The sequence below is a fragment of the Pseudomonas sp. MPB26 genome (assembly GCF_046605355.1).
GTDB lineage: Bacteria > Pseudomonadota > Gammaproteobacteria > Pseudomonadales > Pseudomonadaceae > Aquipseudomonas > Aquipseudomonas cedrina.
Genome location: NZ_CP176793.1, coordinates 2,459,599 through 2,480,072, shown reverse-complemented (window position 1 = coordinate 2,480,072; position 20,474 = coordinate 2,459,599). Strand labels below are relative to the sequence as shown.

The 20,474-nt window shown below is 60.5% G+C and carries 17 protein-coding genes; 8 read left to right on the top strand and 9 right to left on the bottom strand.

The features are described from left to right. The first annotated feature begins 247 nt into the window (after positions 1-247). Positions 248-2,443, top strand: a complete 2,196-nt coding sequence (locus tag ACLH0H_RS11410) for a hypothetical protein (RefSeq protein WP_411382072.1) — start codon at positions 248-250, stop codon at positions 2,441-2,443. A 21-nt stretch (positions 2,444-2,464) separates the two neighbouring features. Further along, on the top strand, positions 2,465-3,505 hold the full coding sequence (locus tag ACLH0H_RS11405; RefSeq protein WP_411382071.1) for an NAD(P)/FAD-dependent oxidoreductase: 1,041 nt from the start codon (positions 2,465-2,467) through the stop codon (positions 3,503-3,505). A 10-nt stretch (positions 3,506-3,515) separates the two neighbouring features. On the opposite strand, the gene ACLH0H_RS11400 is transcribed toward ACLH0H_RS11405, so the two are convergent. Next, positions 3,516-4,244 carry a TraX family protein gene (locus ACLH0H_RS11400; protein ID WP_411382070.1) on the bottom strand — a complete coding sequence of 243 codons (729 nt, stop codon included), beginning with the start codon at positions 4,242-4,244 and terminating at the stop codon, positions 3,516-3,518. Between the two features lie 90 nt (positions 4,245-4,334). Here ACLH0H_RS11400 and ACLH0H_RS11395 point away from each other — a divergent pair, with 90 nt between their 5' ends. The 3 genes from ACLH0H_RS11395 (at position 4,335) to ACLH0H_RS11385 (ending at position 6,469) form a co-directional block, all read left to right on the top strand. After that, positions 4,335-5,375 carry a threonine aldolase family protein gene (locus tag ACLH0H_RS11395; protein ID WP_076953241.1) on the top strand — a complete coding sequence of 347 codons (1,041 nt, stop codon included), beginning with the start codon at positions 4,335-4,337 and terminating at the stop codon, positions 5,373-5,375. Positions 5,376-5,560: 185 nt separating this feature from the next. Then, positions 5,561-5,761, top strand: coding sequence for a hypothetical protein (locus ACLH0H_RS11390; RefSeq protein ID WP_411382069.1), 201 nt, complete (start codon positions 5,561-5,563; stop codon positions 5,759-5,761). A 174-nt stretch (positions 5,762-5,935) separates the two neighbouring features. Beyond that, complete coding sequence (locus ACLH0H_RS11385; protein ID WP_411382068.1) at positions 5,936-6,469, top strand: REP-associated tyrosine transposase; 534 nt, start codon at positions 5,936-5,938, stop codon at positions 6,467-6,469. Positions 6,470-6,873: 404 nt separating this feature from the next. On the opposite strand, the gene gbcB is transcribed toward ACLH0H_RS11385, so the two are convergent. Further along, a complete protein-coding gene (gbcB, locus tag ACLH0H_RS11380; protein ID WP_057723602.1) occupies positions 6,874-7,974 on the bottom strand; it encodes a glycine-betaine demethylase subunit GbcB in 1,101 nt (366 codons plus the stop codon). Between the two features lie 281 nt (positions 7,975-8,255). On the opposite strand from gbcB, the gene gbcA reads away from it, so the two are divergent. After that, positions 8,256-9,551, top strand: a complete 1,296-nt coding sequence (gbcA, locus tag ACLH0H_RS11375; protein ID WP_411382067.1) for a glycine-betaine demethylase subunit GbcA — start codon at positions 8,256-8,258, stop codon at positions 9,549-9,551. 800 nt (positions 9,552-10,351) lie between these two features. Here gbcA and ACLH0H_RS11370 read toward each other — a convergent pair. The 6 genes from ACLH0H_RS11370 to ACLH0H_RS11345 form a co-directional block, all read right to left on the bottom strand. Next, complete coding sequence (locus ACLH0H_RS11370; protein ID WP_411382066.1) at positions 10,352-11,122, bottom strand: electron transfer flavoprotein subunit beta; 771 nt, start codon at positions 11,120-11,122, stop codon at positions 10,352-10,354. Positions 11,123-11,132: 10 nt separating this feature from the next. Further along, entirely contained in the window at positions 11,133-12,353 is a 1,221-nt protein-coding gene (locus ACLH0H_RS11365) for an electron transfer flavoprotein subunit alpha/FixB family protein (protein WP_411382065.1), read from the bottom strand. Then, the gene (gene dgcB, locus ACLH0H_RS11360; RefSeq protein WP_411382064.1) at positions 12,350-14,296 is read right to left on the bottom strand and encodes a dimethylglycine demethylation protein DgcB; all 1,947 of its coding nucleotides are present in this window, start codon (positions 14,294-14,296) and stop codon (positions 12,350-12,352) included. Before dgcB ends, ACLH0H_RS11365 begins: the two co-directional genes overlap by 4 nt. Before the next feature lie 137 nt (positions 14,297-14,433). Next, a complete protein-coding gene (gene dgcA / locus ACLH0H_RS11355; protein ID WP_411382063.1) occupies positions 14,434-16,494 on the bottom strand; it encodes a dimethylglycine demethylation protein DgcA in 2,061 nt (686 codons plus the stop codon). A gap of 15 nt (positions 16,495-16,509) precedes the next feature. Continuing rightward, positions 16,510-17,040 (bottom strand): DUF5943 domain-containing protein, encoded by a 531-nt coding sequence (locus ACLH0H_RS11350; protein ID WP_122542214.1) that lies wholly within the window; start codon positions 17,038-17,040, stop codon positions 16,510-16,512. Between the two features lie 52 nt (positions 17,041-17,092). Next, positions 17,093-18,070 (bottom strand): dipeptidase, encoded by a 978-nt coding sequence (locus tag ACLH0H_RS11345; RefSeq protein WP_010207105.1) that lies wholly within the window; start codon positions 18,068-18,070, stop codon positions 17,093-17,095. Between the two features lie 221 nt (positions 18,071-18,291). Here ACLH0H_RS11345 and ACLH0H_RS11340 point away from each other — a divergent pair, with 221 nt between their 5' ends. Further along, positions 18,292-18,693 carry a lysozyme inhibitor LprI family protein gene (locus ACLH0H_RS11340; RefSeq protein ID WP_411382062.1) on the top strand — a complete coding sequence of 134 codons (402 nt, stop codon included), beginning with the start codon at positions 18,292-18,294 and terminating at the stop codon, positions 18,691-18,693. Positions 18,694-18,733: 40 nt separating this feature from the next. Further along, positions 18,734-19,150, top strand: a complete 417-nt coding sequence (locus ACLH0H_RS11335) for a DUF3010 family protein (RefSeq protein ID WP_411382061.1) — start codon at positions 18,734-18,736, stop codon at positions 19,148-19,150. Between the two features lie 302 nt (positions 19,151-19,452). On the opposite strand, the gene ACLH0H_RS11330 is transcribed toward ACLH0H_RS11335, so the two are convergent. Then, complete coding sequence (locus ACLH0H_RS11330) at positions 19,453-20,397, bottom strand: GlxA family transcriptional regulator (protein ID WP_411382400.1); 945 nt, start codon at positions 20,395-20,397, stop codon at positions 19,453-19,455. Positions 20,398-20,474: the final 77 nt, after the last annotated feature.

Genomic DNA, 20,474 nt, shown 5'->3' with positions numbered 1-20,474 from the left:
GAAAGGCCCGCCAGGAATAAAACCCACCCAAATGTTTATTTAACCTGAACTAAGCGGGATATATCCCACAAGCAAATACATACACTCATGCAAAATAAAAATTTAAAAGCCACATCCAAATACGCCATTACAAAACTCTTTTTGCAACGCCGTGAAAAACTGTCACTTAATGATCAAACGGGCAGTGCATCTGCTCGACACTTTGCATCCCGCTTGAGACTTACTTTGAAATATCAGGAGTTTAAGCATGGCGTTAATAGAGCAAGTAAAAAATATCTGCACACGTTTAGCCCCGGCCGGTTGGCACGACTTATTGCTTCACCATGGCATCGACATTCTTGCGCCTGACCTTGAAGGCGAACTGCGCAACATTATTCATGCGGACCGAACGCTCCCAGGGTTTGAAGACTTCGCCCTGGCCGGAACACGCGGCATTGAACCCGGCAAACCGGCACAAAGCCTGCTGTATCACGCATTCGCCCACGCCAACGTCACCGTGGATGCCCAGCACAACCCGCTCCAGGCTTATCCCAGCCCGGCAGAGCTGGAAACCCTCATGAACTACGTGTACGGCTGCCAACCTCCGAGCCTTCAACAATTGAAAGAGCGCGCCAATGGCGGCGCGCTAGCGGTGGTGGTGTTTGCTGTGGAATACCGCCCGGCACCGGACACCGTGCACAAGGTGCAGGCCGATTTGTGCTTTTCGCGAACCGGTATCGCGCGCGTGGGCACCACCGCGCCCTTGTACGATGCCAAAAGCAGGGGCTTCCTACCTTTCGTCGAGGACCACGCCCACGCTATTCGCGTCCTGCCGGCCCGGTACAGTGCCTATATCGCGGTACAGCGTAAGGGCGACAGTGCAAGCTTTGGCCCTATGCGTTTTAACAAGAAAGATGCAGGCCATGATTTCTGGGTCCCCCTGCACAAGTTGTTCAACGGCAACGAGTGCATCGCCGGCCTGACACTCGACGTGCAACTTCAGGCACAGCACAAAAACGAGAAGCTTCGCCGTATACACATGGAGCTGGGCGAGGGTTCGGGCTGGGAAGAGCCGGATATCAGCCAACCGCCCTTCGTCATCACCGATGGCCTCGGTGACTGGCTACCCGAACACGCGTTCGGCCCAGGGTTAATGGCAGCTACCGCGCGCAGCAGCCTGGTTGAAGTGGCGCACTATCAAGGCGCTCCACTGTCGTTCAATGTGCCGAAAAAACCAAGCCTGCTGGAATCCAGCCTGAAGCTGGCATCGGACGCGCCAGAATATGTGCATATTCGACATCAAGTCGATGACGCGGGAAACATCGTCAACCTCAATCAGCGGCCGGACATGCTCGACGAACTGATGCAGGGTGGCTTCAAAGCGCTGCACTACCTGGACTTTACCGCCGACGGCTGGATTGGCGCCGAATGCGCCGCGTTGGATATTTTCCTGCCGCAGCGGGTGAGCGCGTATTCACTGATTTGTGCGCCCGACTTCTACCCGTTGTGCAATCAACGCCACCTGAATGAATGGCTCGAGAGCCTGCCTGAGGATCGGCAAATGCCGGTATTTCATACGCCTCCTCAGTGCCTGTGCGACTCACGACACCCCGCTAATTTCCAATCGTTCCCCAAGCACTTTACCTACGCCGATGTCGGCATCACTGCCGTTGTTGCCCAGCAGGGCGCCTGCACTGCCCTTGCCGGGGCCATGCCCAAAGTTGCTCATGCCAGACGCGCCTCTCACCTTCCGGATGCGGCGTCGGGCGATTTCGCACCGGGCTGGGATGTCGGCGTGGTGGACTACGAAACCCCGTGGGGCAACGTAGAACATCTGGCCGCCTACAGGCTGGGCAGCCCTTTCCCCGAAGATGCCAAGCTGTGTGCTGCCCTCAGTTCATTCTGGCCGGCCGTTGCGCCCGATTCGGCCCAATCCTTTGAGCCGGACGGCGGTGCCGGCCCGACCATCAAGCCGATGCTAGATAAGGAGATCGGCAAAAACGGCAGTACGCCCTGGGATGGCGTGCCCCCACCCCGAACCTATGCCGTTGACGGCCACACACATAACGCTTATCAGGCGTTTGTCTACGCCGACTACACCGAGAACGCGCTGGCAGGGAAGTTCTCGCTGGCACTGACAGGCAAAGTCGACTCTCAGGAGTACCAAGCCCGGCTTGACGCATTCCGACGCGTCAAACTGTCACTCGGTGATGCCTTTGTGGACTGGTTTATCGACTCCTTCCAGGTCGCCCTACCTGCCGAGCTGGAAACCGTCGCGACGAATGAGCACTTATTCAACCCACCGTCCGGATTGGGTTACCGATTTGAACTCATTCGTTATGAGCCGGCTGAATCCCCCCAATTCGACCAGGTTCATATCAAAGTTATAGACACTTCCACGTATCTGGTCTGGCCAGACTTCATTTTTCGCAAGCAAGGCGAACAGCCTTGGCAGCGCGTTTAAACAGGGTTCAAGTCAGTCCTGATGAATAACTATGACGTTATTGTTATCGGCGCCGGGCCAGCGGGCTGTTCGGCTGCTATTTCGTGCGCTCAGCGTGGCCTGAAAGTGGCCATTGTCGAGCGCCTTTTTTTTCCACGCCATCGCCCAGGCGAAACATTACATCCAGGCGTAGAACCCCTCTTTCAAAAACTGGGCATCATTGAGCATGTGTTGAGCGCAGGGTTTATCCGGCCGGCGGGAAGTTGGGTGACGTGGGACAGACAGCGCACTTTCGTACCGTTCGGAAACGATGCCAGTGGCGCTTGGCATGGGTTTCAAATTCCGCGCGCAACGCTTGACGGGCTTTTACTCAAGCAGGCCATCGCATCGGGTGTACACGCCCTGCACCCCTGCGAGGCCAAAAAAGTGCTGGTGGAGAAAGGCCGTGTCGTTGGCATCCAGACCCAGACCGAGCAGCTGCTGTGCAGGCACCTGGTCGACGCCAGCGGGGCGCATGGCTGGTTGGCACGCCAACTGCGCCTGCCAACGCGGCGCTGCTCCCCCGGCCTTACCGCGCTCTATGGCTATAAGCGGGGGGATGTCGAGGAAAGTGCTCTGGGTATCTTCGCGGATAGATCGGGCTGGTACTGGACGGCCCATATCGGCCAGCAGTTGTACACCTGGACGCGGCTGTACTTTGCCCACGACCAGGTGTGCAAGGCTTCTGCCGCTCCCCACGCGGTTGCAGCATTGGCCTGCGCGGGAAACATACACGGCGCGGACGTCACCTGGAGAGCCTGCAACCAATCGGCCGGAAACGGCTATTTCATCATCGGAGATGCCGCCACCGTGGTGGACCCAGGCGCTTCCCATGGCGTGCTCAAGGCCCTGATGTCTGGAATGATGGCCGCACAGTGCATCGCCGACGAGGCCGCCGCCCCCGTGAATGGCGGCGCTATCGCAGTGCACTATCGGCAATGGATACAGGACTGGTTCGAACAGGATGTGCAGAAAATGCGCGACCTCTATACCGCCCACCCGTTCGCGCCTCGCTGGCTGGACGAACACGAGCACAACAAGTAGGTACTGGCCGTCAGGCAAGCGCCTGCCGAACCACCAGCAACAGCAAGAAATGTAACGGATACAAGGCATATGCCCAGCGGCGCATCGCAGGTGGCGAGGTTTTCTTCGCCTGTCGCAACACCATCAGGCCAACCCATGGCGCAATCAGGCATGCGGTCAAGCCCATCAACGCCACCGCTGAACCGCTGTTGAGCAAGACCTGCCATTGGTTGGCGGCCACGCACACCACGCCCGGTACGACGCTGAAATACCAGGGCCGCCGAAATACCAGCAGCATCGCCAACGGCAGCAATGAACCAAAGAAACCGAACATCAGTTGCGTGGAAAACACCGCCGCCAGCGTCAGCGCAATCAGCGCCAACCCTCGATCAACCAGTGCCCTGTGCTGCCAGCCTCGGGCAATCAGCAAGCCCAACGCCAATGTCGGCAACACGCTCAACGTATCCGCGTCGTCGATAAACCATCGGTACGGCACTTCGCTGATCACACTGAACAGCAGCAGCCAGCCCAGGTAACGCCAATGGCCGGTCACCGGGGCGTTCGGAGCCCGTTGCAGGTTTGCCGCAATCGCCAGGCAAAACCACGGGAACGCCAGGCGTCCTGGCACATACAGCCCATCCAGGCTCAAGCCGACATAACGCAAGTGATCCAGCACCATACTCAACAGCGCCAGCCACTTGAGCAGATCCAAAGCGCCATCACGGACATGTCCGACAGGCATCGTTCCAGTACCGTGCATAATTCCCCAGTGACTTTGCATTTACAGGGCGTGCGCACCCGCGACAATCTTGGTTACAGTGCGCATCAACATCGACCACAGGAATGGGCCATGACCGACAAGAGCCAACAATTCGCCAGTGACAACTATTCCGGCATCTGCCCGGAAGCCTGGGCCGCCATGGAACAAGCCAACCAGGGCCATCAGCGCGCCTACGGCGATGATGAATGGACCCATCGCGCCGCCGACGGTTTCCGCAACCTGTTCGAAACCGACTGCGAAGTGTTCTTCGCCTTCAATGGCACCGCCGCCAACTCCCTCGCCCTGTCATCTTTGTGCCAGAGCTACCATAGCGTGATTTGCTCGGAAACCGCCCACGTCGAGACCGATGAATGCGGCGCGCCGGAGTTTTTCTCCAACGGTTCCAAGCTGCTCACCGCCCGCACCGAAAACGGCAAGCTGACCCCGGAGTCGATCCGCGAGATCGCCCTCAAGCGCCAGGACATCCACTACCCCAAGCCGCGCGTGGTCACCCTCACCCAGGCCACTGAAGTCGGCAGCGTGTACACCCCGCAAGAAATCCGCGCCATCAGCGCCACCTGCAAGGAACTGGGCCTGAACCTGCACATGGACGGCGCGCGCTTCTCCAACGCCTGTGCGTTCCTCGGCTGCTCGCCGGCCGACCTGACCTGGAAGGCCGGCGTGGACGTGTTGTGCTTTGGCGGCACCAAGAACGGCATGGCGGTGGGCGAAGCGATTCTGTTCTTCAACCACAAGCTGGCCGAAGACTTCGACTACCGCTGCAAACAGGCCGGCCAACTGGCGTCGAAAATGCGTTTCCTCTCCGCCCCCTGGGTAGGCCTGCTGGAAAACGACGCCTGGCTCAAACACGCGCGCCACGCCAACCACTGCGCGCAACTGTTGAGCAGCCTGGTGGCGGATATTCCCGGCGTCGAGTTGATGTTCCCGGTACAAGCCAACGGCGTGTTCCTGCAACTCTCGGAACCGGCCATCGCGGCGCTGACCGCCAAGGGCTGGCGTTTCTACACCTTCATTGGCAAGGGCGGAGCGCGCTTCATGTGTGCGTGGGATACCGAGGAAGAGCGTGTAAGAGAATTGGCGGCGGATATTCGGAAAGTGATGGAGGCCTGAACCTGGCGAATACTGGCGGATTGCCGAGTCTGTCATTTGATATTTCTGACAGCAGCGCCCCACGCTTTCATTGACTAGCCTCTTGGAACCCGGAAGGAAAAGGCCCCTGCAGAGGCCGCCTTTCGGGATAACCACCTGCCGAACAATCGGCTGGAAACGGAAATCCAGAAGAGAGAGCGAACCCCATGGAATACCAAAGCAACGGCAACACCCTGCAAAGCGACGGCACTGTCAGCACCACCGTTATTGACTGGGATGAGTTCCGCAAGTACGCAAAAGTCGGGGATACCATTCGCGAGCCATCGAGGACGCTGAAAATTTACGACAAAGCCTATGAATTGACAGCATCAGGTCAGCACTTCGTTGTCCATATCTACGCCCAGTAACCGTTAACTTGACCATTCCTTAATCACCCAACCATCACTGGTGTAAACCGGCAAAACTGTGGGAGCGGGCTTGCTCGCGAATGCGGTGCATGATCGTTCCCACGCTCTGCGTGGGAATGCATCCCAAGACGCTCCGCGTCCAGCCCTCCCCCCAAAAAATTCAAGGATGAATGCATGGGCAGAAGTCGCTACACCATCACTGAACCCGAAAAACCGCACTTCCTGACATGCACCGTTATGGAGTGGCTGCCTTTGTTTACCCGCGACTACCTCGTCGGCCATCTGCTGGATTGCTGGCGCTATCAGCAAAGCCATAAAGACTTAAACCTTTATGGTTACGTCATCCTTGAAAACCACTTGCATTTCGTCGCTCAGGCTCCCGACCTGGCCAAGTGCGTCAGCCAATTCAAATCCTTCACCGCCCGCAGCATCATTGATGACCTGCAGAGCAAAGGCGCCGAGCGGGCATTAGAACGCCTGCGTTTCAGCAAACGCGCGCACAAGACAGATCGGGTTTATCAACTGTGGCAGGAGGGCTCACATGCAGAGTTGGTGTACAGCGAGAGCGTGATGCGCCAGAAGCTCGATTACAATCACCACAACCCGGTGAAACGGGGTTACGTGGATCTGGCGGAACACTGGCGGTACTCGAGTGCTCGCAACTATGCGGGAATGGAAGGATTAATCGAGATACAACGCTGGTCCTGAAGATCGTGCCCTGATCGTTCCCACGCTCCGCGTGGGAATGCATACCGGGAAGCTCCGCGTCCCCACCACTCAAGCGGGACGCGGAGCGTCCCGGGAGGCGTTACCACGCGGAGCGTGGGAACGATCATCTACGCCGCCCCCCTTACTGATCGTGCCCACGCTCTGCATGGGCATGCAGCCCGTGACGCTCTGCGTCACCACCACTCAAGCGGGACGCAGAGCGTCCCGGGAGGCGTTACCACGCGGAGCGTGGGAACGATCATCTACGCCGCCCCCCTTACTGATCGTGCCCACGCTCTGCGTGGGCATGCAGCCCGTGACGCTCTGCGTCACCACCACTCAAGCGGGACGCAGAGCGTCCCGGGAGGCGTTACCACGCGGAGCGTGGGAACGATTAGTGAGGGTTAGAACTCAATGCGCACATCACCCTTCGGCACGCTGCAGCACGACAGGATGTAGCCTTCGGCTTCGTCTTCCTCGGTAATCCCGCCGTTGTGCTCCATCTCGACCTCGCCGCCCAGCTTCATCACTTTGCACGTGCCGCAGATGCCCATGCCGCAGGCCTTGGGAATCAACAAGCCCAGCTTGGCGGCCGCGGCATGCACGGTTTCGCCCGGGGCCACGCGGATGCTTTTGCCCGAGGCGATGAATTCCACCTGGTGCAGGTCGGCCAGGTCGACTTCCGGCGCGTCGGCAGCTTGTTCGGCTTGCTCCACCGCATCCGCACGGGCTTCCGGTGGCGTGGCGCCAAAGGACTCCTCGTGGTAACGCGCCATGTCGAAACCGGCGGCTTCGAGCAGGCGCTTCACCGCGCTCATGTAAGGCGTGGGGCCGCAGCAGAACACTTCGCGTTCCAGGAAGTCCGGCACCATCAGTTCCAGCATCTTGTGGTTCAAATAGCCGCGATAACCCGCCCAAGGTTCGCCCAGGCCGTGTTTCTCGCAGATCAGGTGCAGGCTGAAGTTATCGATCCGCGACGCCATGTGCTCCAGTTCGCGGTGGTAGATGATGTCCTTGGGTGAACGGGCACTGTGAACGAACGTCATGTCGACATTGGCGTTGGTGTCGTAGAACCAGCGCGCCATGGACATCACCGGCGTGATGCCGACGCCGCCGCTCAGGTACAGCACCTTGGGGCTTGGGAAGTCGATGGCATTGAACAGCCCGACCGGCCCGTGCACCGCCAGTTCCTGGCCTTCGTGCAGCGTGTCATGCAGCCAGTTGGAAACACGGCCGCCCGGCACGCGCTTGATGGTCACCGAAAAGCTGTACGGCACCGACGGCGAGCTGGAAATGGTGTAGGAACGCATGATCGGCTGGCCTTCGATTTCCAGCTCCAGTGTGACGAACTGCCCCGGCTTGAAGAAGAACAGGATCGGCTGGTCGGCCATGAAGCAGAAGGTGCGCACGTCCCAGGTTTCCTGGATGACTTTGACGCAACGGACGATGTGCCGGCCATTGGCCCAGGTCTGGGTGGTTACCGGATTCAGGAAACTATTGGACATGTTGTTCTCCACCGCCGACGTCGGCCTTATGGTGGCGATTCTGCGTAACGCGAGAACCGTCCACTTACCTATCTGCGACATTCACATACTTACCGCGACCAGCCCCCAATAACAGGGGCTTGCGCGTCGGGATCAGATTGGGCCATGTCGCCCATGGATAAGGTTCCACGCAACGCGGGGCCCACACTCGCTCCCAACAACGACGCTTTCTTTACGCCTTGCTGCAAACCTGATCAGCCACTATTCGCCGGCCACACAGAATGGCCATGAGGACACACACGATGGACGTCACCGCAACCTTAAGCTTGGGCGATCCGCTGGAACCCGCACGCAAGGCCACCGCGCAGATGCTGCACGAGCGCGAGCGCACTTTTTCGCTGCCACAGCCGTTTTACTCTGATGAGCGGCTGTTTGATATCGACATGCAGGAGATCTTCCAGAAAGAGTGGTTGATCGCCGGCATGACCTGCGAGATCCCCACCAAGGGCAACTACCTGACCCTGCAAGTGGGCAAGAACCCGATCATCGTGATCCGTGGCGCCGAAGGCGTGGTGCATGCGTTTCACAACGTGTGCCGCCACCGTGGCTCGCGCTTGTGCACCAGCGACAAGGGCAAGGTTGCCAAGCTGGTTTGCCACTATCACCAGTGGACCTACGAGCTGGACGGTCGCCTGCTGTTCGCCGGCACCGAGATGGGCGCCGACTTCGACATGAAGCAGTACGGCCTCAAGCCGGTGAATGTGAAGACCGCCGGCGGCTACATCTTCATCAGCCTGGCCGAGAACCCGCCGGCCATCGACGACTTCCTGTCGACGCTCAACCACTACATGGAACCGTACGACATGGAGAACACCAAGGTGGCGATCCAGACCACCTTGTTCGAGAAAGCCAACTGGAAGCTGGTGCTGGAAAACAACCGCGAGTGCTACCACTGCAACGCCTCGCACCCGGAACTGCTCAAAACCCTGCTGGAATGGGACGACGTCACCGACCCGCGCGCCGACCAGGCGTTCAAGGACCACGTTGCCGCTTCGGCCGCCGCCTGGGATGCCGAGAAAATCCCTTACGCCCACGCCAGCTTCGGCCTGCGTAACCGCATCGTGCGCATGCCGCTGCTCAAGGGCACCGTGTCGATGACCCTGGATGGCAAGCAGGGCTGCGCCAAACTCATGGGCCGCATCAAGAACCCGGACCTGGGCTCGATGCGCATCCTGCACCTGCCGCACTCGTGGAACCACTGCATGGGCGACCACATCATCGTGTTCACCGTGTGGCCGCTCAGCGCCCAGGAAACCATGGTCACCACCAAGTGGATCGTGCACAAGGATGCCGTGGAAGGCGTGGACTACGACGTGGAGCGCATGCGCCAAGTGTGGGACGCCACCAACGACCAGGACCGTCGCCTGGCCGAAGAGAACCAGCGCGGCATCAACTCCACCGCTTACCAGCCGGGGCCATACTCCAAGACCTATGAATTTGGTGTGGTGAACTTCGTGGACTGGTACAGCGAGCGCATGCTCAACAACCTCGGCGCGGCGCCGGCGCCATACCTTAAAGGCGTGGCCGCACACGAATAACTGACACCCCACAGATCAAAATGTGGGAGCGGGCTTGCTCGCGAATGCGCAGTGACAGTCACCAGATATATTGACTGATCCACCGTATTCGCGAGCAAGCCCGCTCCCACATTTGAACCTCACACTGCTCAATATTTGATCAAGTCTCGCGCAGGCCATTATCTGCCTGCCCTCCAGCCTTTACCCAACAACTTATCCACAGAGCCACCCACAGCAATTGTGGGCAAGTGCGCTACGCCTCCCAAATTAAATCAAGAAAATCCGTGACTTATTCAAGGCAGCGGTTTCTGCCCACACTTGGTCATTTATTAACCAATCGCATGAGAGCCACGTTATACGTGGCCTGTAGCGGTACGTGAACACCTTATCCACAGAACCGCCAACAGACTTTGGGGGCAACTTGGGCACTGCTGTGGAAAACCACCTAAAACCGTCATAAACCGGGGTTTTCAGCGTCTTTCGCGCAGCCAAAAGCGTGAATTGATCAAATTTTGACCGAACTCACGAAAGCCTTTATTTACATGGGCTGCAGCCAATAGCGAACACCTTATCCACAGAAGCGCCAACAGAGTATGGGGGCAAGTTTGTCTGGAAAAATGTTTAGAAGTAGAGAAAAACCCAAGGAAAAACCGCCAGTTAGCTTGGTTGTTTTTCGTACAGGAGGCTGCAGGGCTTGATTTACAGGGGTTGTGGACAACCGCGAACAGGTTATCCACAGACGGGTCAACAGGGATTGTGGGTAAGCTTACAAACACTGCAAAACAAAGGTGGGAGCGAGCAAGCCCATTCCCACAGGGGGATCAGCGTACGACACCTTCTTCGATGAGCAATTTGAGGATGGCTTGCGCGCCCTCTTGCGCACTCACGCCCTTGAGCACCTGCCCCCCACCACCACTGGCCTTGGCCGTCGCGGCTTTCATTCGATCAGCACCGCTCTTGGCCTTGATCACTTTGAGGCGCTTGGGACGCGGTTTGGCCGGTTGCAGCACGGCACCTGTGAATAACTCGTCCTGTTCGATTTCGACTTCATGGGCCGCCAGCTCACCGCGCTGCGCCGGACCGTAGGCGCTTTGCCGCGGTTTGGGCGCGGCGTTATCCACCGTCGCAAGGAACGGCAAACGCACCTTCAAGCGCCGCCGTTGACCGCGTGGCAACGCTTGCAGCACATGAGCCACGCCGGCGTCGATGGACTCCACCTGCGCCAGCCCGACAATCAGCGGCCAACCCAATTGCTCGGCCAGCAGAAACGGCAACATGCCCGAACCTTCACCGGTTTCGGCCTGGCTGCCGGCAAGCACCACCTGGGCGCCGGCGTCGCGCAGGTACACGCTGAGTACCGGCAATGCATCGCTGCCCGCCGGTTGTTCCAACACGTGCAACTGTGGCAAGCCCATGCCCAGGTAGCTGCGCAGGGTCGGCTCGGCGATGTTGCCGGCGTGCAGCACCTGCAACTTATCCCCAGCCAATTGCAGGCCCAGCTCCACCGCACGCGCATCCTGCTCCGCACGGCGCGGGCGCCCTGAGGTGGGGTGGGCGCCGATGGACACCAGGCTGATTACATTTGTCGTCATGACCAACTCCTTAGGCCGCATCGCGCTTGGCGCCGTTGCGGTAGGCCTCGACCGCGTCGATCAAGGCTTGCAGTATCGCGGCGCTTTCGCCGATCACCGACAGGTCGGCACGCTTGATCATGTCGCAGCCAGGGTCCAGGTTGATCGCCACCACTTTGTCGCAGGCACCGATGCCCTGCAGGTGCTGGATCGCCCCGGAAATGCCCACCGCCACGTACACCCGCGCCGTGACCCAGGTGCCGCTGGCGCCGACTTGGCGATCACGTGCCATGAAGCCATCGTCCACGGCGACCCGCGAGGCGCCTTCGGTGGCGCCCAAGGCGGCGGCGGCCTGGTGGAAAAGCGCCCAGTCCTTCACGCCATTGCCGCCCGAGAAGATGAATTCGGCCTCGGCCATCGGAATCGCCGCCGGGTCCACGGCCACCGCGCCGAGGTCTTCGATACGCGGCAGGCTGCGCGCCAGGGCTGTGGATAACTCCACCGGCAACGCTTCATGCCGTGTCTCGCTGACGGGCTCGGCGCACTCGACGCCGGCCAGGATCAGGCGCGCCAAGGGTCGAGCCAGGTCTTCCTGGCCGGCACCGGCACGGCCGATGCACTCATTACCTTTGATCTGCCACACCCGTGTGGCCGGGCGTTCCTTGAGGCTGGCGGCAAAGCGCCGGCCCAGTTCGCCGCCCCCGCTGCGGCTGTCCGGCAGCAACCAGTGACGCGGGTTGAACTGGTTATCCACAGCGCGCAAACCCTGCACGCGCTGCTCCGGTGAATAACCGTCGAATTCGCGGCCTTCCAGCACCAGCAGGCGATCAACACCGGCGGTGGCAAAGGCCGTTTCCTTGTGGTCACCAAACACCACGGCCAGCACCGCGCCGTCGTTGCCGGCCAGTTGCCGGGCCAGGCCGAGCAAGTCGCGGTCGTGGCTGCTCAAGCGACCGCCAACCATATCCGGTACCACATTGATGTAGAACGCCGGGGCCGGGACCTGATGCAGTGGTAGTTGCACCTCCACAGCCGCCGTGCGTTTGGCGGCGCCGCCCTGTTGGGCGCCGCTGCGGTCGATGCGCTTGATGCCGTTGGGGCCGAGAAACCCCATGCCATGCACATTCTTGCGGATGACGCCGTTAGGCCCCATCCAACTGTGTTGCACCGGCTGCATCGCCGCGTACAACGGGTGCAGGCGGTTACGGGCGATCCATTCGGCCCGTGGGTCGCGGCGGATAATGTCGCTCATATGTGCACCTGCGCAAGTTCACGTTTAGGGGGAGCTTTGGCGGGTGCGGCGTCTTCCAGCAACGCGTCGGCCACCAGCTCGGCGATGTCCTTGATCAGCGGACGCGGTTCGACCACGCCTTCGAGCATCGCCGTGCACTGCGGGCAACCCACTGCCACCAGCTCGGCGCCGGTCTCGCGGATGTCGTCCATGCGCATGTCCGGAATACGTTGCTTGCCGGGAATGTCAGTGATCGGCGCACCGCCGCCGCCGCCGCAGCAGCGTGAGCGGAAGCCCGAGCGCTGCATCTCCTTGACCTCGATGCCCAACGCGCGCAGCACTTGGCGCGGCGCTTCGTATTCACCGTTGTAGCGGCCCAGGTAGCACGGGTCGTGATAGGTCACGCTGGTGCCTTTGTGCTGGCCCAGGTTCAGCGCGCCGTCGACGATCAGCTCGGCCATGAAGGTGCTGTGGTGCTGCACAAAGTAGTTGCCGTTGAAGGCGCCGTACTCGTTTTTCAATACATGGAAGCTATGCGGGTCGCAGGTGACGATGCGCTTGAAGCTGTACTTGGCCAACGTCTGGATATTGCGCGAGGCGAGCAGTTGGAACGTCGCTTCATCACCCAGACGCCGGGCCACGTCGCCGCTGTCGCGCTCTTCCAGGCCGAGCACGGCGAAGTCCACACCTGCAGCTTTGAGCACTTTGACGAACGCGCGCAGGGTGCGTTGGTTGCGCATGTCGAAGGCGCCGTCGCCAACCCAGAACAGCACTTCGCAGTTGCCCTTTTCACTGAGCAACGGCAGGTTCAGGTCCGCCGCCCAGTTCAGGCGACCGCCCGGGGCGAAGCCGCCAGGGTTGTCGGTGGCGATCAGGTTTTCGAGGACTTCGGCGCCCTTGTTCGGGGTGGCGCCTTTTTCCAGGGTGAGGTGGCGGCGCATGTCGACGATGGCATCGACGTGCTCGATCATCATCGGGCACTCTTCCACGCAGGCGCGGCAAGTAGTGCAGGACCACAGGGTCTCGGCGTCCACCAGGCCGTTGACGATCGGCTGGTGCGGGTTGCCGCCGTGTTCGCCAATCGGTTTGCCGGGGTACGGGCTGCCGGCGAATTTGGCATCGGTGCCGCCGGCCAGGCCGACCACCATGTCCTGGATCAGCTTTTTCGGGTTCAGCGGCTGGCCGGCGGCGAACGCCGGGCAGGCGGCTTCGCACTTGCCGCACTGCACGCAGGCATCGAAGCCGAGCAATTGGTTCCAGGTGAAATCCTTGGGTTTTTCCACGCCCAGGGGCGCGGTCTTGTCGCTGAGGTCCAGCGGCTTCAAACCGGTGGAACGGCCGCCACCGAAACGTTCGGCGCGGCGGTGCCAAGCCAGGTGCAACGCCCCGGCAAAGGCGTGCTTCATCGGGCCGCCCCAGGTCATGCCGAAGAACATTTCGCACACGCCCCACAGCACGCCCACGCTCAATAGTGCTGCGAGCAGCCAGCCACCGAAGTCGGCGGGCAGTATCCCGGCCACTGGCAGTGTGACAAGGAAGAAACTCACCGAGAACGCCATCAGGCTTTTCGGCAGGCGCATCCACGGGCCTTTGGACAGACGCGAAGGCGGGTTGCGACGGCGCAGGTACATGAAGATGGCGCCGACAAACATCAATGTCGAGGCCAGCAGCAGCGCGTAGCCGAGGATACGGTTCTGCAGGCCGAAACCATGCACCAGGATCGCCAGCAGCGCCGACAGCACGAAGCCCAACGCGGTAGCGACGTGGGTGTTGGCGATGTATTTGTCGCGGGCGACCACATGGTGCAGGTCAACCATGTAGCGCTTGGGCATGGCCAGCAGGCCGCCGAGCAGGTCGACTTTCGACGCGCGGCCACGGCGCCACATGTTCGCCCGGCGCAGGGCGCCGAGGACGGCAAGGCCCAGGGCGGCGAACAGCAGGATGGGAAGAAGGGTGTTCAGCATGGTGAAGCTCCCACTATGATCGTTCCCACGCTCTGCGTGGGAATGCATCCTGTGACGCTCTGCGTCACGATCTTAAGAGCGGACGCGGAGCGTCCAGGGCGGCATTACCACGCAGAGCGTGGGAACGATCAGGTGCGTCAAAAATCCTTGCAAAGGCGCAGGGCGTCATAGATCGCAGCGTGGGTATTGCGCTGGGCCACACAGTCGCCGATGCGGAACAGCAAGTACCCATCACCCGTCTCGCTCAGGCACGGCTGCGGCTTGATCGCGAACAACGCTTCGACGTCGATCTGGCCCTTGTTGCGCGAGCCTGGCTTGAGGGCGTAGTAGATCTCTTCGTCCGGACGCACGCCGTTCTCCACCACCACCTGGTCCACCACCCGCTCTTCCTTGGCGCCGGTGTATTCGTTCTCCAGCACCGCCACCAGCTTGTCGCCTTCGCGGTAGACCTTTTCCAGCATCATGTCGCCGGTCATGATCACTTCCTTGGGATACATGCTGCGGTAGTAGGTCGGGAACGACGTACCGCCGATGGCCACGCCCGGCTTGATGTCGTCGGTGACGATTTCCACCTGGCAGCCTTTGTCCGCCAGGAAGTCCGCCACCGACATGCCGGTGAATTCGCAGATGGTGTCGTACACCAGCACGTTCTTGCCCGGTGCTACCTTGCCGTCGAGCACATCCCAACTGCTCACCACCAAACCTTCGGCCGCGCCCCAGTGTTCGTTCTGCTCGATGAACGGATGGCCGCCCACCGCCAGCACCACCACGTCCGGGCGCAGGTCGAGAATGGTCTCGGCGTCGGCCGCAACGCCCAGGCGCAGGTCGACTTTCAAGCGCGCCAGTTCCAACTGGAACCAGCGCGTGATCCCGGCGATCTGGTCGCGTTGCGGGGCTTTGGAGGCCGTGGTGATCTGCCCGCCGATAAATTCTTTCTTCTCGAACAGGGTCACGTCGTGGCCGCGTTCGGCGGCAACGCGTGCGGCTTCCATCCCCGCCGGGCCGGCACCGACCACCACGACTTTGCGCTTGGGCCCGGTGGACTTCTCGATAATGTGCGGCACGCCCATGTATTCACGGGACGTCGCGGCGTTCTGGATGCACAGCACATCCAGGCCTTGGTACTGGCGGTCGATGCAATAGTTGGCGCCGACGCACTGTTTGATCTGGTCGATCTGGCCCATCTTGATCTTGGCGATCAGGTGCGGGTCGGCGATGTGCGCACGGGTCATGCCGACCATGTCCACATAGCCGCCTTCCAGAATGCGCGTGGCCTGGTTCGGGTCCTTGATGTTCTGCGCGTGCAGCACCGGAACCTTGACTACCTCCTTGATCCCGGCGGCCAGGTGCAGGAACGGCTCCGGCGGGTAACTCATGTTCGGGATAACGTTGGCCAAGGTGTTGTGCGTATCGCAACCCGAGCCCACCACACCGATGAAATCGAGCATGCCGGTGTCGTCGTAATACTTGGCGATCTGCTTCATGTCCTCGTGGGACAGGCCGTCCGGGTGGAACTCGTCACCGCACAGGCGCATGCCTACGCAGAAGTCATCACCCACTTCGGCGCGCACGGCCTTGAGCACTTCCAGGCCGAACTTCATGCGGCCTTCGAAGGTGCCGCCCCATTCATCGGTACGCTTGTTGACCCTTGGGCTCCAGAACTGGTCGATCATGTGCTGGTGCACGGCCGACAGTTCCACGCCGTCCAGGCCACCGGCCTTGGCACGGCGCGCGGCCTGGGCGTAGTTGCCGATCACGCGCCAGATTTCTTCCGGCTCGATGGTCTTGCAGGTGGCGCGGTGCACCGGCTCACGCACGCCGGAGGGCGACATCAGGGTCGGCCAGTTGAAACCGTCCCAGCGCGAGCGACGGCCCATGTGGGTAATCTGGATCATGATCTTGGCGCCATGCTTATGCATGGCGTCGGCCAGGTTCTGGAAGTGCGGGATGATGCGGTCGGTGGACAGGTTCACCGAGCTCCACCACTCCTGCGGGCTGTCGATGGCCACCACCGAGGAGCCGCCACAGATCGCCAGGCCGATACCGCCCTTGGCTTTCTCTTCGTAGTACTTCACATAGCGGTCGGTGGTCATCCCGCCGTCGGTGGCATACACCTCGGCGTGGGCGGTACTGAGCACGCGGTTGCGGATGGTAAGTTTGCCGATCTGGATCGGCGCAAACATTGCTTCGAAAGCCATGGCACGGTCCTCGGCTTACAACGGCTTGACGGTGAACAAGCCGTCATCGTGGCCCTCTTCGGAGCCTCCGTAGACTTGTTCGGCGACGGTGCGAATGGTGCTGCCACGCGCTTGAAGGATCTGGTCCATCGCGCCGGCAAACCAGCCGGTGAACATGTAGTCCACTTTGCGCCCGACCTTGCCGTACACATAGACAAACGCCGAGTGCTCGAGCTTGACGCTGGCGGTGCCTTTGTCGAGGTCGATGTCCTGGATCTTGAACAGGCCCCAGCCGCGTTGCGACAGGCGCTTCATGTAGTGCTCGAACACCGCGACGCCTTCCAGGCCGTGGCATTCGGCTTCTTTTTCACACCAGTGCCAGGCGGATTTGTAGCCGGCCTTGTAGAGGATCTCGGCGTAGGCGTCGGCGCCCAGCACTTCTTCGATACCCATGTGGTTGTTGACGAAGAAATGGCGTGGCACGTACAGCATCGGCAGGGCGTCGGAGGTCCAGACACCGGTTTCGCTGTCGACTTCGATAGGCAATTGCGGGGCGATCTTGGCCATGGAAACTTAACTCCAGAAAAATTCGTTGTGGTAGTGCCGGTGGGTGTCTGGCTTATTCGCCCCAGACGTCCTTCAAGACGTTGACCCAGTTTTCGCCCATGATCTTGCGCACCACACGCTCAGGGTGGCCGCGCTTGAGCAGGGTTTCGGTGAGGTTGGGAAACTCGCCCACGGTGCGGATGCCCAGCGGGTTGATGATTTTGCCGAAGCTGGTCAGGCGGCGCGCGTAACCCTTGTCATGGGTCAGCATTTCAAAGAAATCCTGGCCATGGCCCTGGGTGAAATCGGTACCGATGCCAATGGCGTCTTCGCCGACGATGTTCATGGTGTATTCAATGGCTTCGGCATAGTCGTCGATGGTTGAGTCGATGCCCTTGGCCAGGAACGGCGCGAACATGGTCACGCCGACAAAACCGCCGTGGTCGGCGATGAACTTGAGTTCTTCATCGGACTTGTTGCGCGGATGCTCCTTGAGCCCGGACGGCAGGCAGTGGGAGTAGCACACCGGCTTTTTCGATTCGAGGATGACTTCTTCGCTGGTTTTGGAGCCCACGTGGGACAGGTCGCACATGATGCCGACACGGTTCATCTCGGCGACGATCTCACGCCCGAAGCCCGACAGGCCGCCGTCGCGCTCGTAGCAGCCGGTACCCACCAGGTTCTGGGTGTTGTAGCACATCTGCACCACGCCAACGCCGAGCTGTTTGAAGATCTCGACGTAGCCGAGCTGGTCTTCGAAAGCATGGGCGTTCTGGAAACCGAAGATGATGCCAGTCTTGCCTTGTTCCTTGGCCTTGCGGATGTCCGCGGTGGTTTTCACCGGGATCACCAGGTCGCTGTTCTCGCGGATCAGGGTCTGGCTGGCCACGATATTGTTGATGGTGGCCTGGAACCCTTCCCACACCGACACCGTGCAGTTGGCGGCGGTAAGGCCACCTTTGCGCATATCCTCGAACAGGTCGCGGTTCCACTTGGCAATAATCAGCCCGTCGATAACGATGCTGTCGGCGTGCAACTCGGCTGGGCTCATCAGGCGTCCCCTTATTTTGGCGATTCATGCGCCGAATCGTCTGCCGGCGCTTTGGGGCCAGCATATGCCCAGGGGCCGACAGAGCCGGGTGCAAAAACGACAGGGGAATTGCCGAAAGCGTCAATCCGCGACAAAGGCTGTTAAGAGAGGTCTGACTGGCGGCTGTTCTTTGTCTGACGCTTGAGCCAGAATTCCCGCATCACCTGATATGAGACGGCGCAATGAAATCGATTTTCCTGGCTTTGGCACTCATCGCAACCGGCGCCCACGCGGCCGAAGACACCGATAGCACGCCGTGCGACGGCATCGAAAACGACAAGCAAACCCTGGAATGCGCCTCTTACAACAAGACCACCGCTGAGCAGTTGTTAAAAGACAACTATCAGGGCCTGCTGGAACGCATGGGTTCGATCTATGGCAGCGACAAGACCAAACTGGCGGACATTACCGCTCGTCTGAAGGATGCCCAGCAGAAGTGGGAAAAACTGCGCGACGCCGATTGCGCGGTGGACACCTTCCCGGCAGTGAACGGCACCAAGGCCTACGCGATTGCGCAGAATGACTGCCTGGCGCGAATGAGTGATGAGCGGTCGGAGTTTTTGGAGTCGTTAGGGCAGGAATAAGCGACAATCCCCGCCACTTTCTTTCTGAAGCAGGCTATTCATGACTCTCTGCGGCATCGAAATCAAAGGCAGCGAAGCCATCATCGCCGTCGCTTCCCTGGACAACCAGGTGCTGACCCACGTCGCCCTGTCCACCAAGAAAATCGCCCTGGAAGACGATGATGAAGCGGCCAACGTCAAAGCTTTCGCGGCTCAGGTGAAGGCGTTTGTGCAGGCAAACGCCATCACCCGTATCGCGATCAAGAAGCGCAGCAAGAAAGGCGAATTCGCCGGCGGCCCGACCACGTTCAAGATTGAAGGTGTGTTTCAGTTGCTGGAAGGGGTTGAGGTGACGTTGCTATCGCCACAGACCATCAATGCGCAGAACAAGAAGCACAACTTTGACCTGCCAGCGACGCTGAACAAGTATCAGCATGAGGCGTTCAAGGCGGCGTGTTCGGCACTGGTGAAAAAATAAGCCACCTCACATGTAGTGAGCGGGCTTGCCCCGCGCTGGGTGGCGAAGCCGCCCCTATAGAGGCATCGCCGAGCTTCAGGTAGAACGCAGGTGCCGGGTTTGGGGCCGCTTCGCAGCCCGGCGCGGGGCAAGCCCGCTCACTACTGGGAGAATCGCAGGCAAGCCAGCTCCCTCATTTGATCTGCATTTCCACAGAAGCGTTGCGGTGACCGTGCAATCGCCAATCCGTGAAACTGAGATTTATACCCAATTATGGAAACGACTATAAATTATAGTCGGCACTATAATTGTCTAAAAAACGATCAAACCACCTCCCGTCGCCGATCCTCTCTCGGACATTTCGCAAACCGCGCTCGATAGCTCCTGGTGAAATACGACGGCGACTCAAACCCGCAGGCGATGCTCACTTCCAGCACGCTCAGGTCGCTCTGGCGCAATAACTGCCGGGCTTTTTCCAGGCGCAGGCCCAGGTAAAAGTTGCTCGGGGTGTCGTTCAGGTGCAGCCGAAACAGGCGTTCCAGCTGGCGGCGCGTCACCTTGATCGCGTCGGCCAGGGCCAATGTGCTCAGCGGCGGCTCGGTGTGCTGCTCCATCTCGCCGATCACTTGCACCAGCTTCTTGTTGTTGATGCCGTAGCGCGTGGCGATCTGCATGCGCTGGTGGTCTTTGCGCGGGCGGATGCGGCCGAGCACGAACTGTTCGGAGACCTGGATCGCCAACTCCGGACCGTGGGCCTGGGCGATGAGGTCGAGCATCAGGTCGATGGAGGCGGTGCCGCCGGCGCAGGTGATGCGGCGGCGGTCGATCTCGAACAGTTCCTGGGTCACGCTCAGGTGCGGATACGACTCCTTGAAGGCATCGATGGCTTCCCAGTGCAGGGTCAGGCGGTGGCCGTCGAGCAGCCCCGCCTCAGCCAGCACGCAGGCGCCGGTGTCGATGGCGCCGAGGGTCACGCCGTCGTGGTCGAGGCGGCGCAGCCAGTGTTCCAGCGCGGGGGTGACGAACTGCAGCGGTTCGAAGCCGGCGACCACCATCAGCGTCGCGCCCTTTTTCAGCGGTTCCAGCGCGGCGTCGGCGTTGACCGACATGCCATTGCTCGCCAGCACCGCGCCGCCATCGGCGCTCAAGACATGCCAGCGGTACAGCTCGCCGCGAAACCGGTTGGCCACCCGCAGCGGCTCCAGCGCGGAGATAAAGCCGATGGCCGAGAACCCCGGCATCAGCAAGAAATAGTAATCCTGGGACATGGTGGCGCTCTCGTCGGACGGCCAGCGTGGCACTGTGATACTCCCGTTCTCGGGCGGATTCAAGAGGGCTGGTCGCT